21 protein-coding genes and 1 pseudogene are annotated in these 23,056 nt (G+C 70.9%); 9 read left to right on the top strand and 13 right to left on the bottom strand.

Translation table 11 applies throughout. From position 1 onward, the window contains the following. The first annotated feature begins 87 nt into the window (after nucleotides 1-87). From ACFXGI_RS07275 to ACFXGI_RS07285, 3 genes are all read left to right on the top strand, one after another. Nucleotides 88-630, top strand: a complete 543-nt coding sequence (locus tag ACFXGI_RS07275) for an RICIN domain-containing protein (protein WP_384704541.1) — start codon at nucleotides 88-90, stop codon at nucleotides 628-630. Between the two features lie 304 nt (nucleotides 631-934). Beyond that, a complete protein-coding gene (locus ACFXGI_RS07280) occupies nucleotides 935-1,099 on the top strand; it encodes a hypothetical protein (protein ID WP_384704386.1) in 165 nt (54 codons plus the stop codon). 57 nt (nucleotides 1,100-1,156) lie between these two features. Next, complete coding sequence (locus ACFXGI_RS07285; RefSeq protein ID WP_384704388.1) at nucleotides 1,157-1,519, top strand: hypothetical protein; 363 nt, start codon at nucleotides 1,157-1,159, stop codon at nucleotides 1,517-1,519. A 14-nt stretch (nucleotides 1,520-1,533) separates the two neighbouring features. Here ACFXGI_RS07285 and ACFXGI_RS07290 read toward each other — a convergent pair whose 3' ends face one another. From ACFXGI_RS07290 to ACFXGI_RS07325, 8 genes and pseudogenes are all read right to left on the bottom strand, one after another. Then, on the bottom strand, nucleotides 1,534-1,845 hold the full coding sequence (locus tag ACFXGI_RS07290; RefSeq protein ID WP_384704389.1) for a hypothetical protein: 312 nt from the start codon (nucleotides 1,843-1,845) through the stop codon (nucleotides 1,534-1,536). Nucleotides 1,846-2,038: 193 nt separating this feature from the next. Beyond that, entirely contained in the window at nucleotides 2,039-2,215 is a 177-nt protein-coding gene (locus ACFXGI_RS07295) for a hypothetical protein (protein WP_384704391.1), read from the bottom strand. A 1,429-nt stretch (nucleotides 2,216-3,644) separates the two neighbouring features. Next, a pseudogene (locus ACFXGI_RS07300) lies at nucleotides 3,645-5,504 on the bottom strand (N-6 DNA methylase); the annotation flags it as partial. Nucleotides 5,505-5,769: 265 nt separating this feature from the next. Further along, a complete protein-coding gene (locus ACFXGI_RS07305; RefSeq protein WP_384704393.1) occupies nucleotides 5,770-6,003 on the bottom strand; it encodes a hypothetical protein in 234 nt (77 codons plus the stop codon). A 58-nt stretch (nucleotides 6,004-6,061) separates the two neighbouring features. Further along, on the bottom strand, nucleotides 6,062-6,319 hold the full coding sequence (locus tag ACFXGI_RS07310; protein ID WP_384704395.1) for a hypothetical protein: 258 nt from the start codon (nucleotides 6,317-6,319) through the stop codon (nucleotides 6,062-6,064). Nucleotides 6,320-6,555: 236 nt separating this feature from the next. Next, the gene (locus ACFXGI_RS07315) at nucleotides 6,556-8,346 is read right to left on the bottom strand and encodes an ABC transporter permease/substrate binding protein (protein WP_384704397.1); all 1,791 of its coding nucleotides are present in this window, start codon (nucleotides 8,344-8,346) and stop codon (nucleotides 6,556-6,558) included. Beyond that, a complete protein-coding gene (locus ACFXGI_RS07320; RefSeq protein WP_384704399.1) occupies nucleotides 8,346-9,407 on the bottom strand; it encodes a glycine betaine/L-proline ABC transporter ATP-binding protein in 1,062 nt (353 codons plus the stop codon). Before ACFXGI_RS07320 ends, ACFXGI_RS07315 begins: the two co-directional genes overlap by 1 nt. Nucleotides 9,408-9,605: 198 nt before the next feature. Continuing rightward, nucleotides 9,606-10,541: a SigB/SigF/SigG family RNA polymerase sigma factor gene (locus ACFXGI_RS07325; RefSeq protein ID WP_384704401.1), complete on the bottom strand. Its 936-nt coding sequence runs from the start codon at nucleotides 10,539-10,541 to the stop codon at nucleotides 9,606-9,608. A 343-nt stretch (nucleotides 10,542-10,884) separates the two neighbouring features. On the opposite strand from ACFXGI_RS07325, the gene ACFXGI_RS07330 reads away from it, so the two are divergent. Next, entirely contained in the window at nucleotides 10,885-12,426 is a 1,542-nt protein-coding gene (locus ACFXGI_RS07330) for a S8 family serine peptidase (protein ID WP_384704543.1), read from the top strand. Between the two features lie 77 nt (nucleotides 12,427-12,503). On the opposite strand, the gene ACFXGI_RS07335 is transcribed toward ACFXGI_RS07330, so the two are convergent. Then, entirely contained in the window at nucleotides 12,504-14,069 is a 1,566-nt protein-coding gene (locus ACFXGI_RS07335; protein WP_384704403.1) for an IucA/IucC family protein, read from the bottom strand. 132 nt (nucleotides 14,070-14,201) lie between these two features. Here ACFXGI_RS07335 and ACFXGI_RS07340 point away from each other — a divergent pair, with 132 nt between their 5' ends. Together ACFXGI_RS07340 and ACFXGI_RS07345 are read left to right on the top strand one after the other, a co-directional pair. Beyond that, the gene (locus ACFXGI_RS07340) at nucleotides 14,202-15,758 is read left to right on the top strand and encodes an IucA/IucC family protein (protein ID WP_384704405.1); all 1,557 of its coding nucleotides are present in this window, start codon (nucleotides 14,202-14,204) and stop codon (nucleotides 15,756-15,758) included. 11 nt (nucleotides 15,759-15,769) lie between these two features. Then, complete coding sequence (locus tag ACFXGI_RS07345; RefSeq protein WP_384704407.1) at nucleotides 15,770-16,426, top strand: class I SAM-dependent DNA methyltransferase; 657 nt, start codon at nucleotides 15,770-15,772, stop codon at nucleotides 16,424-16,426. A 7-nt stretch (nucleotides 16,427-16,433) separates the two neighbouring features. On the opposite strand, the gene ACFXGI_RS07350 is transcribed toward ACFXGI_RS07345, so the two are convergent. Both ACFXGI_RS07350 and ACFXGI_RS07355 read right to left on the bottom strand, forming a co-directional pair. Next, a complete protein-coding gene (locus ACFXGI_RS07350) occupies nucleotides 16,434-17,588 on the bottom strand; it encodes a hypothetical protein (RefSeq protein WP_384704409.1) in 1,155 nt (384 codons plus the stop codon). Nucleotides 17,589-17,707: 119 nt separating this feature from the next. Continuing rightward, the gene (locus ACFXGI_RS07355; protein ID WP_384704410.1) at nucleotides 17,708-18,025 is read right to left on the bottom strand and encodes a hypothetical protein; all 318 of its coding nucleotides are present in this window, start codon (nucleotides 18,023-18,025) and stop codon (nucleotides 17,708-17,710) included. Nucleotides 18,026-18,218: 193 nt separating this feature from the next. Here ACFXGI_RS07355 and ACFXGI_RS07360 point away from each other — a divergent pair, with 193 nt between their 5' ends. From ACFXGI_RS07360 to ACFXGI_RS07370, 3 genes are all read left to right on the top strand, one after another. Next, nucleotides 18,219-18,827 carry a hypothetical protein gene (locus ACFXGI_RS07360; RefSeq protein ID WP_384704412.1) on the top strand — a complete coding sequence of 203 codons (609 nt, stop codon included), beginning with the start codon at nucleotides 18,219-18,221 and terminating at the stop codon, nucleotides 18,825-18,827. A gap of 226 nt (nucleotides 18,828-19,053) precedes the next feature. Beyond that, nucleotides 19,054-20,571: an FAD-binding oxidoreductase gene (locus tag ACFXGI_RS07365; protein ID WP_384704414.1), complete on the top strand. Its 1,518-nt coding sequence runs from the start codon at nucleotides 19,054-19,056 to the stop codon at nucleotides 20,569-20,571. A gap of 11 nt (nucleotides 20,572-20,582) precedes the next feature. Then, complete coding sequence (locus ACFXGI_RS07370; RefSeq protein ID WP_384704416.1) at nucleotides 20,583-21,503, top strand: serine protease; 921 nt, start codon at nucleotides 20,583-20,585, stop codon at nucleotides 21,501-21,503. Here the strand turns inward: ACFXGI_RS07370 and ACFXGI_RS07375 are convergent. Both ACFXGI_RS07375 and ACFXGI_RS07380 read right to left on the bottom strand, forming a co-directional pair. Beyond that, a complete protein-coding gene (locus tag ACFXGI_RS07375; RefSeq protein WP_384704418.1) occupies nucleotides 21,457-21,852 on the bottom strand; it encodes a hypothetical protein in 396 nt (131 codons plus the stop codon). The genes ACFXGI_RS07370 and ACFXGI_RS07375 overlap by 47 nt on opposite strands. Before the next feature lie 179 nt (nucleotides 21,853-22,031). After that, on the bottom strand, nucleotides 22,032-22,979 hold the full coding sequence (locus ACFXGI_RS07380; protein WP_384704420.1) for an AEC family transporter: 948 nt from the start codon (nucleotides 22,977-22,979) through the stop codon (nucleotides 22,032-22,034). Between the last annotated feature and the right edge of the window lie 77 nt (nucleotides 22,980-23,056).

Below are 23,056 nucleotides of genomic sequence, written 5' to 3' on the forward strand. Positions count from 1 at the left end.
GTGAACCGGGCCGTCCGATCGGGTGACCGCAGGGCCGGTGCCCTTCCGGCGGGATGCGCTGGACCGCTACAAATCCGTGCCGTGACCATGAACCTGAAGAACTACGCCGTGACCGCACTCGCCGCGGCCGTCCTGCCCCTGCTCATGACCTCCGTACCGGCCCACGGGGCGCAGGCGGCGGCCCTGCCGCCGGTCGGGCCGACCAAGCTCGTGAACAGGAACTCGTCGAAGTGCGCCGACGTCGAGGGGTGGTCCAAGGACGACGGCGGCAACGTCCACCAGTGGAGCTGCCGGCTGGACAACGACCTCAACCAGAAGTGGACGTTCCGCCGCACGCCCGACGGCTACTGGAACGTCGTCAACGAGAACAGCGGCAAGTGCCTCGACATCCAGGGCCCTTCCTACGCCGACGGAGCCCACCTGCACCAGTGGACCTGTCTGGGCTACGGCAGCCAGAAGTGGGAACTCCAGTCCACGACCACCGAATTCTTCAAGCTGGTCAGCGCCTACAGCGCGAAGTGTGCGGACGTGGAGGGCCCCTCGGTGAACGACGGGGCGCAGATCCACCAGTGGAGCTGCCGCAACCAGGACAACGACAGCCAGCAGTGGCGGTTCTTCACCGCCACCTAGACCGCTCGTTTCAGATCACCGGATTGTTGGTTGATGTGTGTTGTTGGCTGACGCCCAGTGGGCACGAAGCGAGCCGGCTTCCACTGCTCTCCTCGCCCAGGCCGACGCCGAAGGCGATCTCGGCTAGGTCGTGACGGTCGACTCCACCATCGCCCATGCTCACCAGCACGCCGCCGGGGCCCGTCCGAAGGGGCCCCGGCCGGCGAGCTCGAGCGGGCCAATGACATCCGCGCCGCGCACGGCGCCGGGCCGTTCGCGAACGCGCGGGGCGGCGCGGCTGCCCGACGCCTCCCGCGCGGAGGTGATGGCCTTCGTCACGGCCGCGGGAGTCCGTACGGTGGCCACCGCCGCCGAGGTGTGGGAGCGGGTCGACCGGATCGCAGCCCTGCGGCCCGGCTGCAGCTCGGTACAGATTCACGATGCCCAGTTCGTCTGTCATTTTCATGTGCGCGTCGTTGATATTTTCTAGAGTCGGGCCATGACGAGCACTCCCTTCAGGGACACAGCGAAGGCACTCACTGAGCGCATGGACTACATCGCCATGCAGGTTGGCTGCGACAGGGCGCGTTCCCACAGTTGGTGGCGCAACGTCGTGGAACACGGCCCATGGAAGGGTCAGCAGGGGCGAACAGCGCCGCCGACACCCGACGAGTGGGCCGGGATCGCGAAACTGTTCGGCACGACCGAAGACCAGGTGTGTGCCATGATCGCCTCCGACTGGTTCGGCGTCCAGCCCGGCACCGAGGTCTCGGCCCGCGTCATGCAGCTCGCACCTTTGTTGGACGAACTGAACGAGAAGGAAGCCGAGGCGCTTGGTGTCATCGTCCACAGCATGAGATCACCTCTGACTCCCCCCTCGCCGCGTGGTCAGAGCGCCGAGGAAGCATGATTGGTCGGAGTCCCTCACGGCTCCGCCCCCTGGGCACAGGACGCTCGGTACCGGCTTCGCATCGAGATTGCGAAGTTCCTTCTCGGGGAGGGCTGTTCACCGAGGATTGAGGACTCGGAACTGACGGCTGTTCGGGCGAGTTCGGCGTAATCGGCGCCCGACATGGACGTCGGGACCGTCGACGGTTGGTGGGCCGCCTGGAGTTCCTCGATCCACCCGGCGAGCGGTTTCCGCTGTTCCAGACCCGTCATCAGCGAGTTGGCGGGGCTCGGGACGGTCAGCGCGGCCGCCTCAGCCCCCGGAACGACGACGGTCTGCTCGTCCAAGGCCGTGAAGGCCTCCTTGGCCAGCCGCTCTGATCTGCAAGGCCCTTCGACGTGACCATGCGCCGCTGGCCAGCCTTGCAGACCTGGGCAGAAGACCCGCACCACTCCAGCAGCATGAGGACGGCCAGGCGCTGCAATCGCGGCCCAGCACCCGCTCCAACGAGGGATGGACACGGGCCAGGAGGCCGCGGAGTCAGCTGGCGACGCAGCTCGCTTCACCGGTCAGGTTGCCTTCGAACCAGTCGATCATCTCCAGTTCGGCATCGTCTCGTCCTCGCGGTCGACCGCCGCGGCACGTGAGCATCGCTGGGGCCGCGTCGGCAATGATGAACGCGATGCCCGAATCATGACGATAGAGGTTCTCAGACATCCGGGTATTCGATCTCTTTTGGATGCTCTTTCAGGCTCCGTAGAGTAATGACGCCACCCGGCTGTGCTTTATCGATCAGAAATAGTTCCCGACTGTTACATACAGAACACACGTCGACAGACACAAGCGGCCAGAGGTCCAATGGAGATCGGGAGAATCCGTTACCGACGTACACACGTCTCGGCTTCAACGGGTACTGACTGGATTCTTCAATTGGCTCCCAGGCCGGGTGACTTCCCCGTAGGCGCTGCTTAACAAGCGTGTATGAGGCCGTGTCCAAAAACTCGCACCTCTCAACCCAATCCCAATGCGTGGCGGCGAGCCAAGAAACCGCTGTCAAGGTCGACAGAACAAGCTGCTCGAGCTCGTCGGCCGATTTCCCGATTTCATGCATTTCGCGAACACCATGAGCATGAGCTGGACCATTATTCCGGAAATCCTTGATCCTTTTCAGGAATGCGAGAGCATCCCCATTCCCATTCCCATCGGGATCAACAATCGACCCACCCTTAATTCCGGCGTAGCAGTTCAGGATGGTTGTCCACGTTCCAAAGGTGGCGCCGGTACGAAATTTTTGGCGGAGAGTCTTTGTAAATTCCTCCCTGTTCGTCGCCGCCAACTCCGCCAACGCGAGAATCCCAAGAGAACGAGCAATGCCTTCCCCCAGCTTCAGTAGAGAATCCATCCGTTCGGCCGGGTGGGTACTGGTGGTGATGCTACTGATCCGATATCGCCTGGCGAGCGCCGCCACATGAAACGGGTAACTCCACTCCGCACGCGATACGGGGTCCTCCAGCGTTTGCGTAAGGCCGCCGATCAACCGCGCTTCGGCATCAGCAGCCTGTATAGTTTTGCGTAGCTCTTGGACATTCGTGCCTGATCCAGAAAATACGTTCGGCAGCAGGCTCGATACTGACACCCTGAGTCTGTGCCGGGCAGACTGCACGCTCTCCAGGAGATCGTCAAAATCTTGTTCCTGAATTATTTCGGCAGGAACTGGAAGGTTCATCAAATTACGCCCTGCCGGAAAGTGTTCCATAGCAGTGGGTGAATTCAACCATTCACAAAGAGCTCTTCCGGTGCGCTGCTCCAAGGGATGGAGGACTGTCAGGTGCGTGACGGCTTCCCCGAAAGTTGCAGGCAACAGGCGCCAGCTTCCCGGTCGCCCGACTATATCTCCACCGCCGCAAGGCGTCAGGGCGGGTACGTCTTCGGGTGGAGAGGGGAGAGTCAGCGCAGAGTCCACCAGATGCAAGTCCTGCGTCCGCAGATGGAATAGATTTTCCCTCAGATATGATTCCCCACCCTCGTCGACTTCTTCTTCGTCGGCCTCGCGCTGAGTCTGGATTCGTGCGGCCTCAAGAAGACAGAACTCTTCGAGCGGACGAAAAGCAGACGTGAACCGGGTCGAGAAGAAAAGCTCCGGCCGGATCTCGAATCCGACTCTGGTCTTGGTGGGATCGATCCAAGCGTCCGATTCCTGCGGTCGAATCTCGCGGTGGAGGTACTCATCAGCACTCTCGCCCAGCGAGATCCGCCTGAACTCCCGTCTTCCCGTATCTGGTTCCGGTAGGCCTTTGACTTTCTGAACCTCGCCATTCGAGCTCCGCACGCCGATCGCATCGCGCACTGCTCTGCCGAAAGGAGCCCCCGTCGGCCAATAGAGGCCAGCCGTTGTCACAGCAGCCTTGAGCGCCGCCAGTGCTTGAGCCTTCGTGTTCCATGAGGAGCCCAGCAGGGTCCCCGCCGCAGCCAGAAACTCCTCGCTCTTCTCCCACTTCTGCACCTGCCTCGCTGATGCCAGCGCAGTCAATGTTTCTGCTGTGACCGCGAAGTTCAGCCGCAACGGCCGCTCGACTGTGATGCGCTGGTATCCGAAATCCTCGTTGCGAAATACCTTGACTTTGGCACTCAGTGGATGTTCGGAGTCCTGCGAAATTTCCAGTGCTCGCCTGTACAGCTCGGTGACCTCGCGGATGTGCTCAATCCCGAGTTCCTTGCGCTTATCTCCCTGGGATTTGCGCATTTTCTGCCAATGGTCGCGCGCGTCCAAGAGAACGACTCTGCCATGACGTTGCGGGCTCTTGCGGTTCGTGAGAATCCAGAAGTATGCAGAAATGCTAGTGTTGTAGAATAGCTGGTCCGGAAGTGCGATGACACCTTCCAGCCAGTCGTTCTCCAGGATCCAGCGACGAATCTCCGACTCGCCCGAGCCCGCCGCACCTGCGAACAAGGGCGAAGCATTGAAGATGATCGCGAGACGCGAGCCGCCTCGGCCGTCGGCCTCGACCGGTTTCATCTTGGAGATCATGTGCTGCAGGAACAGGAGCGAGCCGTCGTTGATACGCGGCAGACCGGCTCCGAAACGCCCTGCGTCACCCAGCATCCGGTGTTCGCGCTCTACCTCGTCCCTCACCCTTTTCCATTCCACACCGAACGGCGGATTCGAAAGGAGGTAGTCGAACTTCTGCTGCGGTTGGCCGTCGTCGGAGAGGGAGTTGCCGAAGGCGATGTTCTGCGGATCGTGTCCCTTGAGGATCAAATCCGAGCCAACCAGCGCCCATGTCTCCGCGTTGAGCTCCTGGCCGTACACCTCGATCTTCGCATCCGGGTTCAGCGCCTTCATGTGGTCCTCGGCAACACTGAGCATGCCGCCCGTGCCACAGGCCGGGTCCATGACCGTACGGGTCACTCCCGGAACGGAGAGGCTGTCGGCGTCCGGGTCCGTCAGAAGGTTGACCATCAGCTGGATCACTTCACGCGGGGTGAAGTGCTCACCGACGACCATGTTGGAGTTGATCGCGAACCGGCGGATGAGCTCCTCGAAGAGGTAGCCCATGCTGTTGTCCGGCACGACGTCGGGGCGCAGGTCTAGAGCCGCGAACTTGTCCACGACTCGGTGAAGCAGACAGGCCTTCTCCAACCTGAGGATCTGCTGCGCGAACTCAAAGCGATGGAAGATCCCCCGAACGTTGCTCGAGAAGCCCTCCACGTAGGTCTGAAGGTTGTGGGCCGCGGTCAGCGGATCCGCCGCGATCTTCTCCAGCGTCAGCTTGGTCGCATTGTGGAAGCCTTGTCCCGATCCCCGCCGCAGAAGAACCTCGGGCACCTCTTCGCCGTCTTCGTACGCGGCTGTTGGGTCCGCCCCCCTCTCGCGCGTCGGCTCCAGACCGCATTCCAGCCGGCGCAGCACGGTGAACGGCAAGATGACCTTCCCGTACTCCGATGACTTGTAGTCACCACGTAGCAGGTCAGAGACAGACCACACCAATCCGGTGAGGTGTTGCATGCCATCGTTCACTGGAGTCCCCCCGAAAACGTGCTGACGAGCAGAGGCAATCGTGCCATGCGTGGGTTACGCCCCGTGTGGAAACGGTTGCTCTCCACTGCCGTTGTCCACCGGCCCGACTGAGCAGTTGCCATCGAAACAGACCGTCACTACTCCGGTCGGTGAGCGGTGGCGTAGCCGCGGGAGTGATCCCCCGACTCTCGGGGGAGAAGATTGTGCGACTTCATCGGCCGGGCGCCTGAGTATCGGAGTACGCCTGAACGCATCATGATGGGAGTTCCTCGCCCCGCGCGCGCAGCCGGTACGCACGGGCGCTGGTCGCGGCCGGCCGGGTCCGGGACCTGGCGGACCTGTTCGGGCCGGACCACTCGGCGCTGGCGAAGGCCGCCGGGAGCGGGCGCCGGGCCGTGAAGCTGCTGGAGCAGATCGAGGCGGCGAAGGGCAGGCCGCCGGCTCGGGTGTTCTGCGCGCTTGGGGTCATCGGCACCGTGGTGGTCACGGGGAAGATGACGGGCGCGCCGGCGAGAAAGCGTTCGCCGAGCGGATCGCCGCGTTCCTCAGCTGCTGAGCGGTACGGGGAGCCGAGCCGGTACCGGCGGCCCGACCGGTGGGGTGACGGCCATGATCGGCGCGGCCTGCGAGGTGTACCGGTCGCCGCAGGGGTCGAAGACCAGCGCCACCGGCCGGCCCGGGCACTGACGCCAGGAGATCCGCTCCGGTGCGCTCCCGCACACGGGGCAGCGCGGCAGCGGGCCCGGCTCCGCCGGAGCCTCGGGGGCGGCCACGAGCCGTGGCACGGCGTGCGGATCACGCATGGAGGCTCCCTGGTCCGGCGGTGCTGTTCCAGGCACTGTGCCACGGCCGGCCCCTCCGGGGCACGGGACGGATCGTCCAGTATTCCGGCAGGTCAGAGGTACGTTCCCGAAGCGGACCCGCCGATCGCCGGTGCGGCTCCCGGCGCCCGCGGCGCAGACACGGACGAAGGCGCCGGCGGGTCGGTGGGAGCGTGCTCCTCCACCGGCCCGCCGGCGCCTTCACCTCCGCACGCGGGTCAGGCCGCCTTCGCGACCTCAGGGTGTTCCTGCAGCCAGGTGCGGACGGCCTGCTGCTCCTTGCCCTTGCCCGCCTCCTGGATCTTCGCCTCCAGGCCGGTCAGCTGGGCCTCGGTCAGCTTGAACGAGCGCAGCCAGGAGGCCACCTCCGGCTCGTCCTGCGCGAAGCCCTTGCGGGCCAGGGTGTGGATGCCGTCGCCCTTGCCCCAGGCCCCCTTGGGGTCCTCGAGCTTCTTCAGGTCGTACGAGGCGTACGCCCAGTGCGGCGACCAGAGCACGACCGCCACCGGCTCCTGCTTCTCGTAGGCCCGCTTCAGCTCGGCGAGCATGCCGGGGGTCGATCCGTCGACGACCTGGTACTCGCCGTCGAGGCCGTATTCCTTGAGCAGTTTGCCCTTCAGGATCCCCATCGCGCCCGCGCTGGGCTCGATGCCGATGATCCGGCCCTTGAACCGGCCGCCCTTGCCCTTGAGGTCGGCGAGGGAGGTGACGTCCTTCATGTAGGAGGGGACGGTCAGCTCGATGGAGGTGGGCCCGTACCAGGAGCCCAGGTCGTCCAGCTTGTTGCCGTACTTCTCCCAGTACTGGGCCTGCGTGAGCGGCAGCCAGGCGTCGGTCTGGAAGTCGACCTGGCCGCCCGCGAGCCCGGTGAACAGGGCGCCGAGCTCCAGCTGCTTCGCCTCCACCTGGAAGCCGCGGCGCTCCAGGAGCTCCTTCCACAGGTAGGTCGAGGCGATGCCCTCGTCCCAGGGGATGTAACCGATGCTGATCTTGCGGCCCTTGCCGACGGCGTCGGCCCCGGCGGCGGTCGGCTGTCCGGAGCCGCCGAAGGTGTTCAGGCCGCCCGCGACGAGGGCGAGGACCACGGCGCCGGTGACGGCGTAGGCGGGCTGAGGACGGTGGTTCCACAGCTTGGCGGCGCCGCTCGCCGCGGCCTGCGCCTTGGCGAGGGCGCGCCGGCCGAGCGGGGAGACCTGGCGGCCGAGCGCCCCGGTCATCCGGTCCAGGTACATGGCGAGGATGACGATGGAGATGCCCGCCTCGAAGCCGAGGCCGATGTCGACGTTGCCGATGGCCCGGTAGACGGCCCCGCCGAGCCCGCCGCCGCCGACCATGCCGGCGATGACGACCATGGACAGGCCCAGCATGATGACCTGGTTGATGCCCGCCATGATGGTGGGGAGGGCCAGCGGCAGCTGGACGCGTACGAGGGTGTCGCGCGGGGTGGTCCCGAAGGCGTCGGCGGCCTCGACGAGTTCCGCGTCGACCTGGCGGATGCCGAGCTCGGTCATCCGCACGCCGGGCGGCAGCGCGAAGATGATGGTCGCGATGATGCCGGGCACCACGCCCACGCCGAAGAAGATGATGCCGGGGATCAGGTAGACCATGGCCGGCATGGTCTGCATGAAGTCCAGGACGGGCCGCAGCACGGCGCTGACCCGGTCTGACCGGGAGGCCACGATGCCGAGCGGGACCGCGATCACCAGGGTGACGAGCGTCGCGACGAGGACCAGGGAGAGCGTGGACATCGCGTCGGCCCACAGGTCGACGGAGTCGACGAGTGCGAAGCCCGCGAAGGCGAGGAGCGCGGCGAGCAGGCCGCGCAGCCACCAGGCGGCGACGGCGAGAATGCCGGCGAAGAGCAGCGGGGCGGGCGCGTCGAGCACGGCGTGGATGCCGTCGTAGAGGCCGGTGACCAGCGCGCTGATGGCGTCGAAGAGCCAGGACAGGTTGCGCTGGAGGAAGTCGACTCCGCTGTCGACCCAGGCGCCGAGGTGCAGGCGGGGCATCAGGCGGCCACCTCCGCGCAGCGCACCGGGGCGCGCTCTTCGTCGCCGATGAAGGCGACGAGCCGGTCCTGCGGTACGGAGCCCACGACGACCCCGGCGCCGTCGGTGACGGCGACGGCGTGCGGGACGCGCGCGCTGACCGAGCACAGGTCGGCGATCGGGGTGTCGGTGGTGACGCTGGGGCAGCCGCAGGCGCAGCTTCCGGCGACGGGGTCCGTCATCACGGCGTCGGCCGTGAGCACGCGCGAGCGGTCGACGTCCTGGATGAAGGAGGCGACGTAGTCGTCGGCGGGGCGGGTGAGGATGTCCTCGGCGGTGCCCTGCTGGACGATGCGGCCGTCGCGCATGACGGCGATGCCGTCGCCGAGGCGCATGGCCTCGTTCAGGTCGTGCGTGATGAACACGATGGTCTTCTTGAGCCGCTGCTGCAGCTCCAGCAGCTGGTCCTGCATGTCGCGGCGGATCAGCGGGTCCAGCGCGCTGAAGGACTCGTCCATCAGGAGCAGGTCGGCATCGGTGGCCAGGGCGCGGGCGAGGCCCACGCGCTGCTGCATGCCTCCGGACAGCTCGTCGGGCCAGGAAGTCTCCCAGCCGGCGAGCCCGCACAGCTCCAGCGCCTCGGCGGCGCGGCGCAGGCGCTCGTCGCGGGCGACGCCCTGCACCTCCAGCCCGTAGGCGGCGTTCTCGAGCACGCTGCGGTGCGGGAAGAGCGCGAAGTGCTGGAAGACCATGCTGATCTTGGTGGAGCGGACGTGGCGCAGCTCACGCCGGGAGAGGGCCGTGAGGTCCTGGCCGTCGAAGCGGATGCGCCCCTCGGTGGGCTCGAGCAGTCCGTTCAGCATGCGCAGCAGCGTGGACTTGCCGGACCCCGACAGACCCATGACGACGAAGATCTCGCCGGGCTCGACGCGGAACGAGGCGTCGATCACAGCAGCCGTCGTACCGTCGGCGCGCAGCTCGTCGCGGCCTGCGCCGGATCGGAGCGCGCGGACCGCGGCTGCGGCGTCGCCGGGTCGTCTTCCGAACACCTTGTAGACGTGCTCGGCCTGGAGCGTGGACACATACACCTCGCGGGTCGTACCGGAAACGGCCTGCGCCCGGCCACCGGGGCCGGGCGCGGGCCGTGGAGCGGCACGGGATCCGCCCGCACCCGGGCCGGCCGCGTGACGGCCGGCGGAAGGGTCCGCTCCGGATCCGCGGGTGCCCACGCTCCTGCGGGGTAAACGCCGAGGTGATCCACCTCACGCCGGGTGGTCCGGTCAGGCGTGGTGCCGGGCGGCCTGCGCCTCGGGGTCCGGGTCCTCCAGCATGGAGGCGCGCAGGTGGGCGAGGATGCGGGTCAGCAGGCGCGAGACCTGCATCTGCGAGATGCCGAGCGCGGCGCCTATCTGCGCCTGGGTGAGCTCCTCGCCGAAGCGCATCCGCAGCATCCGGCGTTCGCGCTCCGAGAGCTGTTCGAGCAGCGGCGCGAGGGTCTGGATGTCCTCGACGCGCTCCAGGGCCGGCTCCTCCTCGCCCATGACGTCGGCGAGGGTGTGGCCGTCGGCCGAGCCGTCGGTGTGCTCCGCGTGCGGGGCGTCCAGGGAGCCGGTGGTGTGGCCGTTGGCGGCCACGAGACCCTCTATGACGTCCTCCTCCGCGAGGCCGAGGTGGCCGGCGAGGTCCGCGACGGTGGGCGAGCGGTCGAGCGTGGCGGTCAGCTGCTCCTTCGCCTTGGCGATGTCGAGGCGAAGCTCCTGGAGGCGGCGCGGGACGCGCACGGCCCAGGAGGTGTCGCGGAAGTGCCGTTTGATCTCGCCTGTGATGTACGGCATGGCGAGGGTGGCGAATTCGTTCTCGCGGGCCGGCTCGAACCGGTCGATCGCCTTGATCAGGCCGATGGTGCCGACCTGGACGATGTCCTCGATGTCGCCTCCGTCACCCCGGCCGCGGAAACGGCGGACGGCGTACTGGACGAGTGAGGCGTTCATCTCTATGAGCGCGTTGCGGACGTACTGGTGTTCCGGCGTGCCCTGGGGCAGTTCACGCAGCCGCCGGAAGAACACCCGTGACAGCTCCCTCGCATCTGCGGGGGCCACCTCCCTGGGTTCCTCGATCCGCGGCAGGTCCGCGATCCGGGCGGCGTGGCTGTCGCGGCGCGGACGGGGGACGACTGCGGCGGTTTCGGAAGTGGAGGACGGGGCAAAGGCGGGCATGGGGTTCGCTCCTTGGGCTTGTCGGCTTGCGGCGCGGGACCTTGACTGCCGTAGATGGTGGTCTGTTTCAGCTTGAACGTCAAGAATTGCCGGAAATGCGGCCGTCCGCTTACACGCGCGCACGCGTGGGACCGGCGGGTCGGGTTCCTCCTCTGTGCACAGCCTTGCGCGGGGCCTCGCGGCGCCCCCAGTCTGAGCGCACGACTCACAGGGGGGTTCGACCCGGATGCTCAAGACATGGCATGCATCACACCAATTGCGCAGATCGCACGAGTTACACAGGTCACACGGATCACGGGGATCGCAGCGATTTCAGGGACGGCACGGATCACGGCAGTTCGGACTGCGGCGGTGCGGGGCCGTCCTCGCGCTCGCCGCGGCGCTCGCCCTCGGCGCCGACACCGGGGCCTCGGCCGCGAGCCCGCCCGAGGGGGCCGTCCGGTACGCCGGAGCTCCCGGAGCCGTCGCCGACAGCTACCTCGTGCTGTTGAACCCGGCCCGCGCGAGCGCCCGTACGGCACAGGGCCGGTCCGTGGTCACACGCTTCGGCGGCACGATCCGCCGGACCTACGACGCCGCCCTGAACGGCTACTCCGTCCGGCTGCCGGAGCGCCAGGCCCGCCGGCTCGCCGCGGACCCCGCCGTCGCCGAGGTCGCGCAGAACCGGAAGCTGCGGCTCGACGCCACCCAGCCCGACCCGCCCTCCTGGGGGGTCGACCGCATCGACCGGCGCAGGCTCCCACTCGACGCGAGCTACACGTATCCGGACTCGGCCGGGCAGGGTGTGACCGCGTACGTCATCGACACCGGCGTCAACATCAGCCACCAGGACTTCGGCGGGCGCGCCTCGTACGGGTACGACGCCATCGACGACGACTACGAGGCCGACGACTTGCACGGGCACGGTACGCACGTCGCCGGGACCCTCGCGGGCACGACGTTCGGCGTCGCGAAGAAGGCGAAAGTCGTGTCCGTGCGGGTCCTCGACTGGGCGGGCGAGGGCACCACGGAGCAGGTGGTCGCCGGGATCGACTGGGTCACCCGCAACGCCGTGAAGCCCGCGGTGGCCAACATGAGCCTGGGCGGCGACCCCGACGACGTGCTGGACGCCGCCGTCCGGGGTTCCATCGCCTCCGGCATCACCTACGCGGTGGCCGCGGGCAACCAGAGCGCGGACGCCTCCACCCACTCCCCCGCCCGGGTGTCCGCGGCGCTCACCGTCGGGGCGACCAACGACGGCGACGCGCGCGCCTCGTACTCCAACTACGGCCCGTTGGTGGACCTGTTCGCCCCGGGCGACTCGATCACCTCGGCGGTCTTCTGGGGAGACGACTGGAGCACCACCATGTCCGGCACCTCGATGGCCTCCCCGCACGTGGCGGGTGCGGCCGCGCTCTACCTCGCCGACCACCGTACGGCCACGCCCTCCCAGGTCGCGGGCGCCCTGACCTCCGCGGCCACGACCGGCTCGGTGGTCGACGCCGGGCCGGGCTCGCCCGACCGGCTGCTCTACGTGGGGACCCAGCCGAACCGGGTGCCCGGGCCGCGCTTCGCGAACACCGCGGACTATCCGGTCGAGGACCTGGAGCCGGTCGAATCCCCGGTGACGGTCAGCGGGATCACCGGGCACGCACCCGCGCAGCTGGACGTGGAACTCGACATCAGGCACCCGGATTCCGGCACCCTCCAGGTCGACGTGATCGCGCCCGACGGCACGGTGTACCCGATCAAGGACAGCTACACCGGCTGGGGCAACGCCGACCTCCGCGGGGTGTTCGGGATCGACGCCTCGTCGGAGACCGCCAACGGCGTCTGGAAACTGCGGGTGTTCGACGCCTTCGCGGGCTACACCGGCCACATCGACGCATGGGCCCTGCGCTTCTGAGGGTCCGGCATGCGGGGAAGGCCCCGGGGCGTGTCTTGCGGATCACGGCGCTCCCGCCGTGATCTGCAAGACGCGGCCTACCCGTTCAGGGGGTTGGGGAGGGGGATGTAGCGGGCGGCCGCGCCGTCGGCGCGGGTCCAGCGGAGCAGCAGATTCGTCTTGGCCGGCAGGGACGGGGCCGAGAGGAGCTCCGCGATCTCGGGCAGGCCGTGCTCCGCGTCGTAGCGCAGGAACTCCTCGCGCACCGCCGGCCAGAGCGCGGCGGCCGTGTCGGGGTGCGCCTCGGCGAGGGCCCCCGCCACCTCCGTGAGGTGGTTGACCACCAGGCAGTAGACCAGCCGCTGCCAGGCGGCCGCACGCTCCGTCTCCGGCAGCAGCTTCACCCCCTCCGCGTCCCGGAACAGGGCCTGTACCGGGACGCCCCGCGCGTCGACCGCGACGAGGCTGTTCTGCAGGTGCGCCTCCAGTACGACTCCGTGCCGGGCGAACAAGTCCAGTACGGGCGGCACGACATGGCGCAGGTACGCCCGCCACCAGCCGGCCGGGTCGGCCGTCGCGGTGAGCGGGCTGCCGGTGAACCCCTCGGCGAGCGCGGCGGACGCGAGCGGCGTGGCCCCGGGCTCCAACTGCGCGTTCAGTCCGTCGCGGACCAGGACGGCGAGTTCCTCGAAGGCGAAGGACGCGGTCCGGTATCCGCGGTCGCGGAGCCAGACCGCGTTCGACCCGGAGCGCCGCAGCTCGGCGAATCCGGCCTCGACCGCGGCGTCCGTACGGCGAAGTTTCAGCAGGTCGTGCCGCCACAGCCGGCGCACGTCGTTGGTGATCCGGACGTCCAGGCTGAATTTGACGAACAGGTCCGCCTCACCCGGCACGTACAGCGTGCGCACCGATGCCGTCGGCCGGACCGGACGGCGGCCCGGGCCCAGGCGCAGCAGCCGCCCGTCGGCGAAGGCCGTGCGTACGGCCGCCGAGCCGCCGACGAGGTCCAGCTGCCAGGGATGCGCGGGCAGCAGCCGGTATCCGGCCGGCGGGCGCGGCCCGTCGAGCAGCCCTGCCAGCGCGTCGATCGCGTCGGCGGCGCCCGGCCCGCCCTCCTCGGCCACCTGGTCCTCGCGCAGCCCGAGGAAGACCAGCGGGTGGCGGGCGTACGCCTCCGGCGCGTAGGGCAGCCAGCTCGCGGCGGGCGCGCCGCCCCGCGCCTTGGGGGCGGGGTGGTACGGATGTCCCATGACCAGGGACTGCTCGGAGCGGACGTACGGGTCCCGCGGGGGCTCGGCGGCCGCGCGGGCGGCCAGCAGCGCGGCGACGGCCTCGCGGCTGTCGGCGATCTCGACCGGGAGCTCGCCGTTCGGGACGCCCGTGTACCGGTGCAGTTCGTCGGCGGTCAGCTTGACCAGCTCGGTGTGGCTGAGCGGACGCCAGCCGTCCGCCGTGCGCAGCTCGGGGTGCAGCGGCCGGCGCCCGCCCGTCACGCGCAGGAGCCGGCCGCTGCCGCGCAGCCGGTGGACCGGCCGGCCGTCGTCCGGCGTGGCGGCGGACCCCTCGGCGGGATCGGCCGCTTCCCGCAGCAGACAGTTCAGCAGGGGGGTGGCGGCGTACGCGTCGGCTGCGGCGTTGAGGTCCACGGATTCCATTCGGTCCATCCCAAGTGCCGGGGTTCGCGGGGCGTACCTCCGGCCGTGATCTTCAGTATCCGCGATGATGACGTGATCATCACGTCATCCGTGAGAGACCCGTGAGAGTCCCGTGAGAGGAACAGGGCCCTGCACCCCAGCATGAACCTCCCCGCCTCCCCGGCCGAAGAGGCCGTCTCCGCCGAGCTGGCCGAGGTGCGCCCCGCCCTCGGTTCCGCCTACGGCTCCGCGCTCGGCGGCGCCCGGGCCGCCGTGCTGACCCGGCTGTGGCGGGCGCTGGCCTTCGAGCCGCTCCCGTGGGTGGAGCGCCGCGAGCACGGGCCCGGCGGCCTGACGGTCCGGCTGCACGGGGGCGGCCGGCTGGAGGGCCCGCCGCCGGACCCGTACGCGACCGACCCGTACGTCGGCGAGGTGCTGCTCGACGGCGTCCCGTACCGGCAGGCCTGGCGGCTCATGGCGGCGCTGGGTGTGCCGCACGGGGATGCCTTCGCCGCCGAGCTGGACGACAGCACGGCCTCGCTCGCGCTGTCCCGGGCCGGGCGGCCGGCGGCGCCCGAGCCGGCTCCGCAGGCCGCCTGGGAGTGGGAGCAGCGGGTGGTCGACGGCCATCCGTACCACCCCAACTGCCGCTCCCGGCCGGGATTCTCGGTGGCCGAGCAGCTGGCGTACGCGCCGGAGCACCGCCCGCTGGTCGAGCTCGGGCTGGTCGCCGTACGGGCCGAGGAGTGCCTGGTCACCGGCGCCTGGCCGGCCGGGCTGCGCGACGGTGGCCGGCTCCTGCTGCCGGTCCACCCCTGGCAGGCGGAACACGTCCTGAAACAGACGGGCCGGGGGTCGGCCGGGGTGTTGCGCACCGGATTCGCGGCGCATCCCCTGATGGCGCTGCGCACCCTCGCCCCCGCGGCGGGCGGCGCGCACGTCAAGACGGCGCTGAGCACCCGGCTGACCTCCTCCGTACGGGACATCTCGGAGTACTCCATCGAGACGGCCGCCGCGGTCTCCGCCTTCGCGCAGACCCTGTCGCAGCGGCTCGACGGGCAGCTCCACATCACCCGCACCCTGGGCGCCGCGACCGCGCACAGCCCGGACCTCGCGGCGGTGCTGCGCGAGCCGCCCGAGGTGTACGCGGACACGGCGGCGGGCGAGCGGGTCGTGCCGGTGGCGGCGCTGGGCGGGACGGCGTTCGCGCGTTCGGCGTCGTGGCGGGCCGGGTTCGCCCGCCTCGCGCTCTCGGTGTGCCTGCGGGTTCTGGACCTCGGGGTGGCGCTGGAGGCCCACGGCCAGAACCTGCTCGTCGTGCTGTCCGCGACGGGGGCCCCGGTGCGGCTGGTCTACCGCGACCTCGCCGACATCCGGATCAGCCCGCAGCGGCTCGTACGGCACGGCCTGCCGGTGCCGCCGCTCTCGGGGCGGCTGGTCACCGACGACGTGACCGTGCTGCGGCGCAAGCTGTTCGGTTCCCTGCTGACCGGGACCCTGGGTGCCACGGCCGGCTCCGCGGCGGCCTTCGGCGAGATGCTGGCGGAAGCCGCCGCTCTGCCGGTCACCGCGGACACCGAGGCCCTGCTGACCGCTCCGCTGCCGACCAAAGCCCTGACGCTCATGCGGCTGAGCCCCGGAATCCCGGGCGACCAGTGGACGGAGCTGGACAATCCGCTGGCCGGGGCCGACGGTCGGGGGCGGGGGTGGGCGGGATAGTGTCACAGGGCATGAACGGGACCTCGGACCTGAACTCCGTACGGGCGTCGTACGACGCCGTCGCCGTCGACTACGCCCGGCTCCTCGGCGCCGAGTTGGCGGACAAGCCGCTGGACCGGGCCATGCTGGCCGCCTTCGCCGAGTGCGTGCGCGGCGAGGCGGGCGGCGCGGCCCGGGCGGTCGCGGACCTGGGCTGCGGTCCGGGTCGCGTGACGGCCCATCTGGACGGGCTCGGCGTACGGGCCTTCGGCATCGACCTGTCCCCGGCGATGGTCGCGGTGGCCCGGCGGACGTATCCGGGGCTGCGTTTCGAGGTGGGCTCGATGGCGGCGCTGGACGTGGCCGACGGGGTACTCGGCGGGGTCCTGGCCTGGTATTCGACGGTGCACACCCCGCCGGGTGAACTGCCTCCGCTGTTCGAGGAGTTCGCTCGTGTGCTCGCGCCCGGCGGACACCTGCTGATCGCGTTCAAGGCGGGCGACGAGAAGCTCCGGCTGGAGCACGCGTACGGGCACCCCGTCGAGCTGGACGTGTACCGGACCCCGCCGGAGCTGATCGCCGGCCTGCTCGCCGGGGCGGGCCTGGAGGAGGTGGCCCGCCTGGTGCGACAGCCGGCGGGCCGGGAGAAGTCCCCGCAGGCCTTCCTCCTGGCCCGCAAGCAGGTCTAGGCCGTGTCTAGCCGACCCTGTCGACGGCGCCCTCCAGCACCTCCAGCCGCTGCTGCGTCAGGCGCAGCAGGCGGGGTTCGAGGCTCGGCAGGGCCCGCAGCAGGCGGACCAGTTCGGGACCGGAATCCCGGGCCGCGGCCTGGTCCTTGAGCTGGGTCCAGCAGTACAGGGCGCCCGCCGCGGCCGCCAGGACCTCGGGGGCGTCCGGCGGCTGGTGCTCCAGGCGGGTGTGCCCCGCGTTGATCCAGAGCTGGGTCGCCGAGCGGTAGTTCCCGGCCATCCGGGCGAGGTCGGCCCGGATCTCGGCCCAGTGGGTGGCCTCGGGCGAGGTGTACCCGTGGGTCTGGAGGACGTGCTGCTCCCAGGCCTGGGCGAGGGTGGCGGCCTCCTGGTGCCGGCCGCCGGAGGCGAGGGCGTGGATGTGCGGCCGCGGGTCGGGCGTCTGTCCCTGCGGCGCCTGTGGCGCCTGTTGTGCGGCGGTGGCGCCGAGTTCGCGTGTGGCGGGCAGGACGAGGGTGCCGGGCGGCAGGGCCGCCGCTCCCACGGCGAAGGCGTGCAGTTGGAGGTCGGCGGGGCGGGTGGGGCTGCGGCGCAGCTGGTCGATCCAGTGCCGGGTGTACGCGCTGACCTGGTGCGGCCCGCCGGCGAAGGCGGGCGGGACGACCACCCCGTACACCTTGGCGGAGGGTGAGGCGGGCAGGCTCCCGTACTCCTGGAGCACCGGCCAGGCGGACTTGTCGGCGACGAGATCGAGCACCACGGTGGTCGGGCCGGTGGGACGGGCCGCGAGCTCGGTCCCCAGCCAGTCCCACGGCAGGGCGGTGTAGCGGACGGTGGAGGCCGTGGTCCCGGCCAGCGCGAGGTGCAGGCCCTGCCCGCGGCGGTCGAGCGTGAGCCGGCCGGAGAGGTAGACGAGCAGCGGCCCCGGGGTCGCCGCGGCCGCACGCAGCCGCATCAGCACGGTATTGGGGTCCCGGGCGCCGTCGAGGTACGTGGTGTCGCTGGGGACGTGGCTGTTCAGCAGCGCGGACGCGGGCAGCACTCCGAGCGCGGCCAGATTCGCACTGGGCGCGACCTGAACGGCCCGCCTCCGTACGGCGGCGTCACCCGCTATGAGAAGAACATGCCCCCGCTGCTGCCTGCCGGCTCCGTCGATCTGCATGGGCAGACCGTACTCACCTCACGCCCCCGTCGCAGCCCAGGGGTTCGAAACCTACCCGTAGGCACGCTCCCCGCAGGCCCTGCCGGGCGCCCCGCCAAGTGCTCCCGCGCCCCCGCCCGTCAGCAGCCGAACCACACGGCGAGCCGCACCCCCTCGTCCCCATCGGCCGCCTTGAGCTCGGCCCAGGCGGTCCAGCCGGTCCAGGACGCACTGTGGGTGACGCTCCACTCTTCGTAGGCCGCAGGGGCATCTTGCGTCACGTCCGGCGGCAGCCCGCGATCGGGCGCGTGAGGCCGGAACGACGCGGAGTTGCGGCCACCGAACAGGGCCCCGAACGCCGCCGAGGACCGGCCGTTGCAGAAGTGGTCCGGATCGATGCCCTCGCGCCAACCGCGGTCGTCCTCGTCCGGCCGGCGGTCCCGGCGGCACTCGATCAACCCGTGCGGCCGGCGGCCACGCTGCGGTCAGGACGACGGCCGCGGCCGGGCTCGCGGAGCTCGGGCCGGATCCGGTCCTCTACCGCCGGCTCGGGCAGGCGCACGCGGCCGAGGACGAAGACGACCACGACGCGGAAGCCAAGACGCGTACCGCAAGGGCCTGGCGCTCGCGCCGGACGACCTCGGCCTCCTCGTGTCGTACGCCGAGCTGTGCCTGCGGTCCGACTCCTTCACCCACCCGGGACGTTCCCACCGGGCGGTGGTCGTGCGGGCGCGGATCGAGGAGCTCGCACCACCCGGATCGGCCGAGCGCGACGGGTCGACGACGCGACGGGCCGGGCCGGGCGCGCTACTGGGACGACCTGGTGGTCGGCGCCGTCCAGGGGGGTACGGCAGGCGGCCGTCGCGGAGCAGAGCGTGCAGGTCACCGAGGCGCTGCGGCGAGCCGCCCGCGGCGAGGCCGCCGCCTACCACGGGGGGGGACCTCCGGGCGGCGGAGCCGGCGGCCGCGGTCGAGCTCCTGCAGGGCCGCAGCAACGCGCTGCTTCGGCTGCTGCTCGCCCACCGGGTCGCGGCGTACGTCCTGACCTTCGCCTTCTCCTTCGGCCTGGACAAGGCGCTCGTGTTGAGCGGCACGCTCGACTTCAGCCTGTGGGGCCGGCTGTTCCGGATCCCGGTGTTCGTCGCGGAGGGCAGACTCCGCGAGGCGCGGCGGCTGGGCCGCGAGCGCGTCGTCGCCCGTATCCGGGAACGGCATGAGCGGACGGCGCAGGGCGGGAGCGCCGGAGCCTCGACGGCCTGACCGCCGCCGCCCGGGCGCCACCGCCCTGGGCACCGTGCGGACGAGCGCCGCCGCGGGCCAGGCGGTGCGGGCCAGGCGCCGCGGTCCGGGCGGTGCGGTCCGGGCGTCCTGCGGCGCGGGGGCGTTCGTCGCTCCCGGCGGGGGGCCGTGGGCCGTTCGGGGGGCAGCGCAGGCCCCCTGGGCCCGCCTTCGCCGCGATCAGGCCGGACGATGGCAGGAAGGAGGGATGAGCCTCCACCGCCGCCAGTTGCTGGGCACCGTGTCCGCAGCCGTGCTGGCCGCCTTCTCCGTCGCGGCGGCGCCGGCCCGCGCCCCCGACTGGGCGGCGCTCGGCCGCGGCATCGACGGGCGGCTGGTGCTGCCGGGCGACCCCGACTACCCCGAGGCCCGGCGGCTGTTCCAGCCCCGGTACGACACCATCGCCCCGGGCGCGGTGGCCTACCCCGCGCACGCCGCCGACGTGGCCGTCTGCCTGGACTTCGCGCGTCGCTCCGCCGTCCCCGTCGTACCGCGCGGCGGCGGCCACAGCTACGCCGGCTGGTCCACCCGCGCCGGCGGGCTCGTCGTCGACGCCGGTGCCATGGCCGGGCTGGCGGTCGAGGGGTCCGGCGTACGCATCGGTGCCGGAGCCCGGCTCGGCGACGTCAACCGGAGCCTCGCCACGCGGCGCCTCGCCGTCCCGACCGGCCTGTGCCCCACCGTCGGCATCGCCGGACTCACGCTGGGCGGCGGGCTCGGCCTGGCCTCCCGCGCCCACGGGACCACCTCCGACGCCCTCACCGGTGCCACCGTCGTCACCCCCGACGGCGTCGTGCGCGAGGTCGACGCCGCGCGCGACACGGGCCTGTTCTGGGCCCTGCGCGGTGGCGGGGGCGGCAACTTCGGCGTGGTCACCGAGTTCCGTTTCCGCACCCACCCGGCCGCCGACTGCGCCTACGCCGAACTCCACTGGCCCGAAGCCGACTCCGCCGTCCTGCTGCGCGGCTGGCAGCGCTGGCTGGCCGCCCTCCCCGACCCCTTCTGGAGCCAGGTCGAGTTCCTGATCGAAGGCGGCCCGGCCCCGGCCCCCGCCGTCCGCGTCCTGTGCCTCGACGGGCGCGCCGAGCTCGAACGGCAGCTGACCCGCCTGTCGGACCTCGTCGGCCGGCCGCTCCGGGACAGCTGGATCGTCGTACGCACCTACGAGGAGACCGTGCGGGCCATGTCGGGCTGCCCGGAGCAGAGCGCCACGCAGTGCCATCTGCCCGGCACCCTGCCCGGCCGGACCCCCGAGGGCCGGATCGGCCGGGACTCGTACGGCGGGCGCTCCGACTTCTGGGGCGCCGCCGGGCTGCCGGACGCGGGCGTCGCCGCGGTGCTGGCCGCCGTACGCCGCTACGGGCGGACCGTCCCGGCCGGCGGCATCGGCGTCGTCCAGTTCACCGGCGAGTGCGGCGGGGCCGTGAACCGCCCGGCGGCGGCCGACACCGCGTTCGTGCACCGCGACAGCGCCTTCCTCACCCAGTACCTCGCCTACTGGCCCGTCTCCGCGACGCCCGCGCAGGTGGCCTCGCACCAGGGCTGGCTCGACGGCCTGTGGCAGGACCTGCGCCCCTGGGCGAGCGGCCGCGCGTACCAGAACTACATCGATCCGAAACTGCCCGCCTGGCGCGAGGCGTACTACGGGCCGAACCTCGGCCGCCTCGAAGAGGTCCGGCGCGCCTACGACCCGGACCGGCTGTTCCGCTTCCCGCAGGCCATCTAGAGGAGCTCGACATGCGACGTACGTTGACCGTGGCGGCGGCGACGGCCGCCCTGCTGCTGCCCGCCGGGCCGCTGCCGGTGGCCGAGGCCGGGAGCGCCATCCCGCCGCCCGGCCGGTGGTCCGCCCGCGAGGCGGAGACCTTCTGGACGGCCGACCGGATGGCGTCCGCGGCCCCCATGACCCCCGCGTCGGCGGTCGCGGCCACGGATCCCGGCACCGGGCAGGACTTCGACGGGATCCCGGTCGTCGGCCGGATGTTCGTGATGAAGGGCGGCGGCGCGTACTTCTGCACCGCGAGCGTGGTCTCCTCCCCCGGCCGCGACCTGGTGCTCAGCGCGGCGCACTGCCTGCTCGGCACCGACGCCCGGCAGGTGGCCTTCGTACCGCTGTACACGGCGGACAACCCTCAGCCGTACGGGATGTTCCCGGTGCTTCGGGCCGCGGACGGAAAGTCCAAGGTGTGGATCGACCCGCGCTACAAGAGCCTGGGCGCCGACAAGGGCGCCACGCTCGACGTGGCCTTCGCGCAGGTCGGGCCGGACGCCGACGGGTTCCCCGTCGAGGACGTGGTCGGCGGGAACCGCCTGGTCACCGGCGCCGGTTACGAGCACGCGAAGGTGTCGCTCATCGGCTATCCGGCATCGGCCGCGCGCCCGAGGCTGTGCGTGAACCGTACGACCAAGTTCACCAGCAAGGACGCGGGGATCCCCGGTTCGTTCCTGCGGATCGACTGCACGGGATACCCGGGCGGGACCAGCGGCGGCCCGTTCCTGAAGAACTACGACAAGGTGACCGAGACCGGGGACGTCGTCGGGGTCATCGGCGGGTGGAAGACGGGCGGGGACACCGCCGACACCTCGTACAGCTCGTACTTCGGCCCGGAGATCAAGAAGTTGTACGAGCAGGCGGTTGCCGGGGCGAAGGGGGCGTGAGCACCCGGACCCAGCGGGTCCGTCGCGGGTTGCCCACGGTGCGCGGGGTCGCGGGAAGCCCGTCGGCGGTCAGCCGGTCGGCGGGCGGCAGCCCGAGCTGGCGGCGCAGGTCGGCGAGGGCGGCGTGGACCGGGGCCAGGAGGACCTCGGCGCGCGGATGGGCGTACGCGAGCGCGTGCGCGGTGGTCTCGATGGTCTCGGCGGCGTCCTCGGCGGCCGTACGGCTCCACCCGCCGGGCTCGGCACAACTCCAGGGGGCGACGGCGTCGTAGAGGTGGCAGGCGGCATCGGCCGCGGCGTCGGCCCGTTCACCGACGCCCGGCGCCGCGATGGTCGGCAGCAGCTCCATGCCGGGTCAACGACCGAGGCCGCCACGGGGAACGACCGTCTCGCCGCCGGTTCACCGGGCGCGGGTCACCCGAGCCGCCGGGCACCCGTGGCGGCCGCCGCGGCCACGACGACGCCCATCACCCCGACGGCGCGGGCGAACTGCCGGCCGTGCGTGCCGCCCGGGATTTCCCAGTGTGCTCATGAGGCCACGGTCTGCAGCCAGAGGGGGAGCAACAGCAGCGACACGACCGAGCTCTTGATCACCAGCGAGGCGGAGAGGTCCACGCCCACGTCGTAGCGCTGGGCGAAGACGAACAGGTTCTGCGGGGTGGGCATCGCGGCGATCAGGACGAGATACGTCAGCCACTCCCCCCGTACGCCGAACAGCAGTCCGCACACCGCCCAGGCCAGGAGGGGGAAGGCGAGGCACTTGAAGGCGATGAGGGCCATCTCCTCGCGGGAGGTGCCCCGGACGTCCAGCCCCACGCCGCCGAGGTGCAGTCCGAGGGCGAACAGGGCGATCGGGGAGGCGCTGTCGCCGACGAAGGCGGCCCCGTCCAGGACCACCTTCGGGAGGTGCACCGAGAGGAGGTTGAGGACGATCCCGGCGTTGCAGGCCAGGACCACCGGGGTGGCGAGCGAGGCGCCGACGGCCCGCGAGAGCCGCTGCCCGGGGCCGCCCGCGGCCGGGCCGGCGCGGCCCAGCTCCATGATGGAGATGACGACGAGGGAGAGCACGCAGACCTGGAAGAGCAGGACGGGGAAGATCGGCGCGGCCGTCCCGAAGAAGGTGATGAACACGGGGACGGCGAAGTAGGCGGTGTTCACCTGGACTCCGGCCATCACGCGCAGCGCCACGTCGCGGGGGTCCCGTAGGCCCCGGGCACCCGAGGCGAAGGCTAGGAGGAGCACGGCGAGGGCGGCGGCCGCGGCGTAGGCGCCGATCGCGTGCCAGTTGAACAGGGCGCCGAGGTCGCTGCCGTAGATGTTGCCGAAAAGGTAGCAGGGGACGGCGAAGAGGAAGGCGTAGTCGGCGAAGGCCTTGGAGGCCTCGGCCGGGACGGTCTTGCGGCGGGCGAGCAGTACACCTCCGCCGAAGGCCAGCAGCACCGGTACGATTTTTTCGAGTGCTGCCGCCGTGCCCATGTGTACCGGCTCCCCCTGTGATCGACCGCGAGCAGCGTACTCCTGCCTTCCTGGAGGACCTCCGGAGCATAGGCTGG

The organism is Streptomyces sp. NPDC059355 (genome assembly GCF_042752335.1).
Lineage (GTDB): Bacteria > Actinomycetota > Actinomycetes > Streptomycetales > Streptomycetaceae > Streptomyces.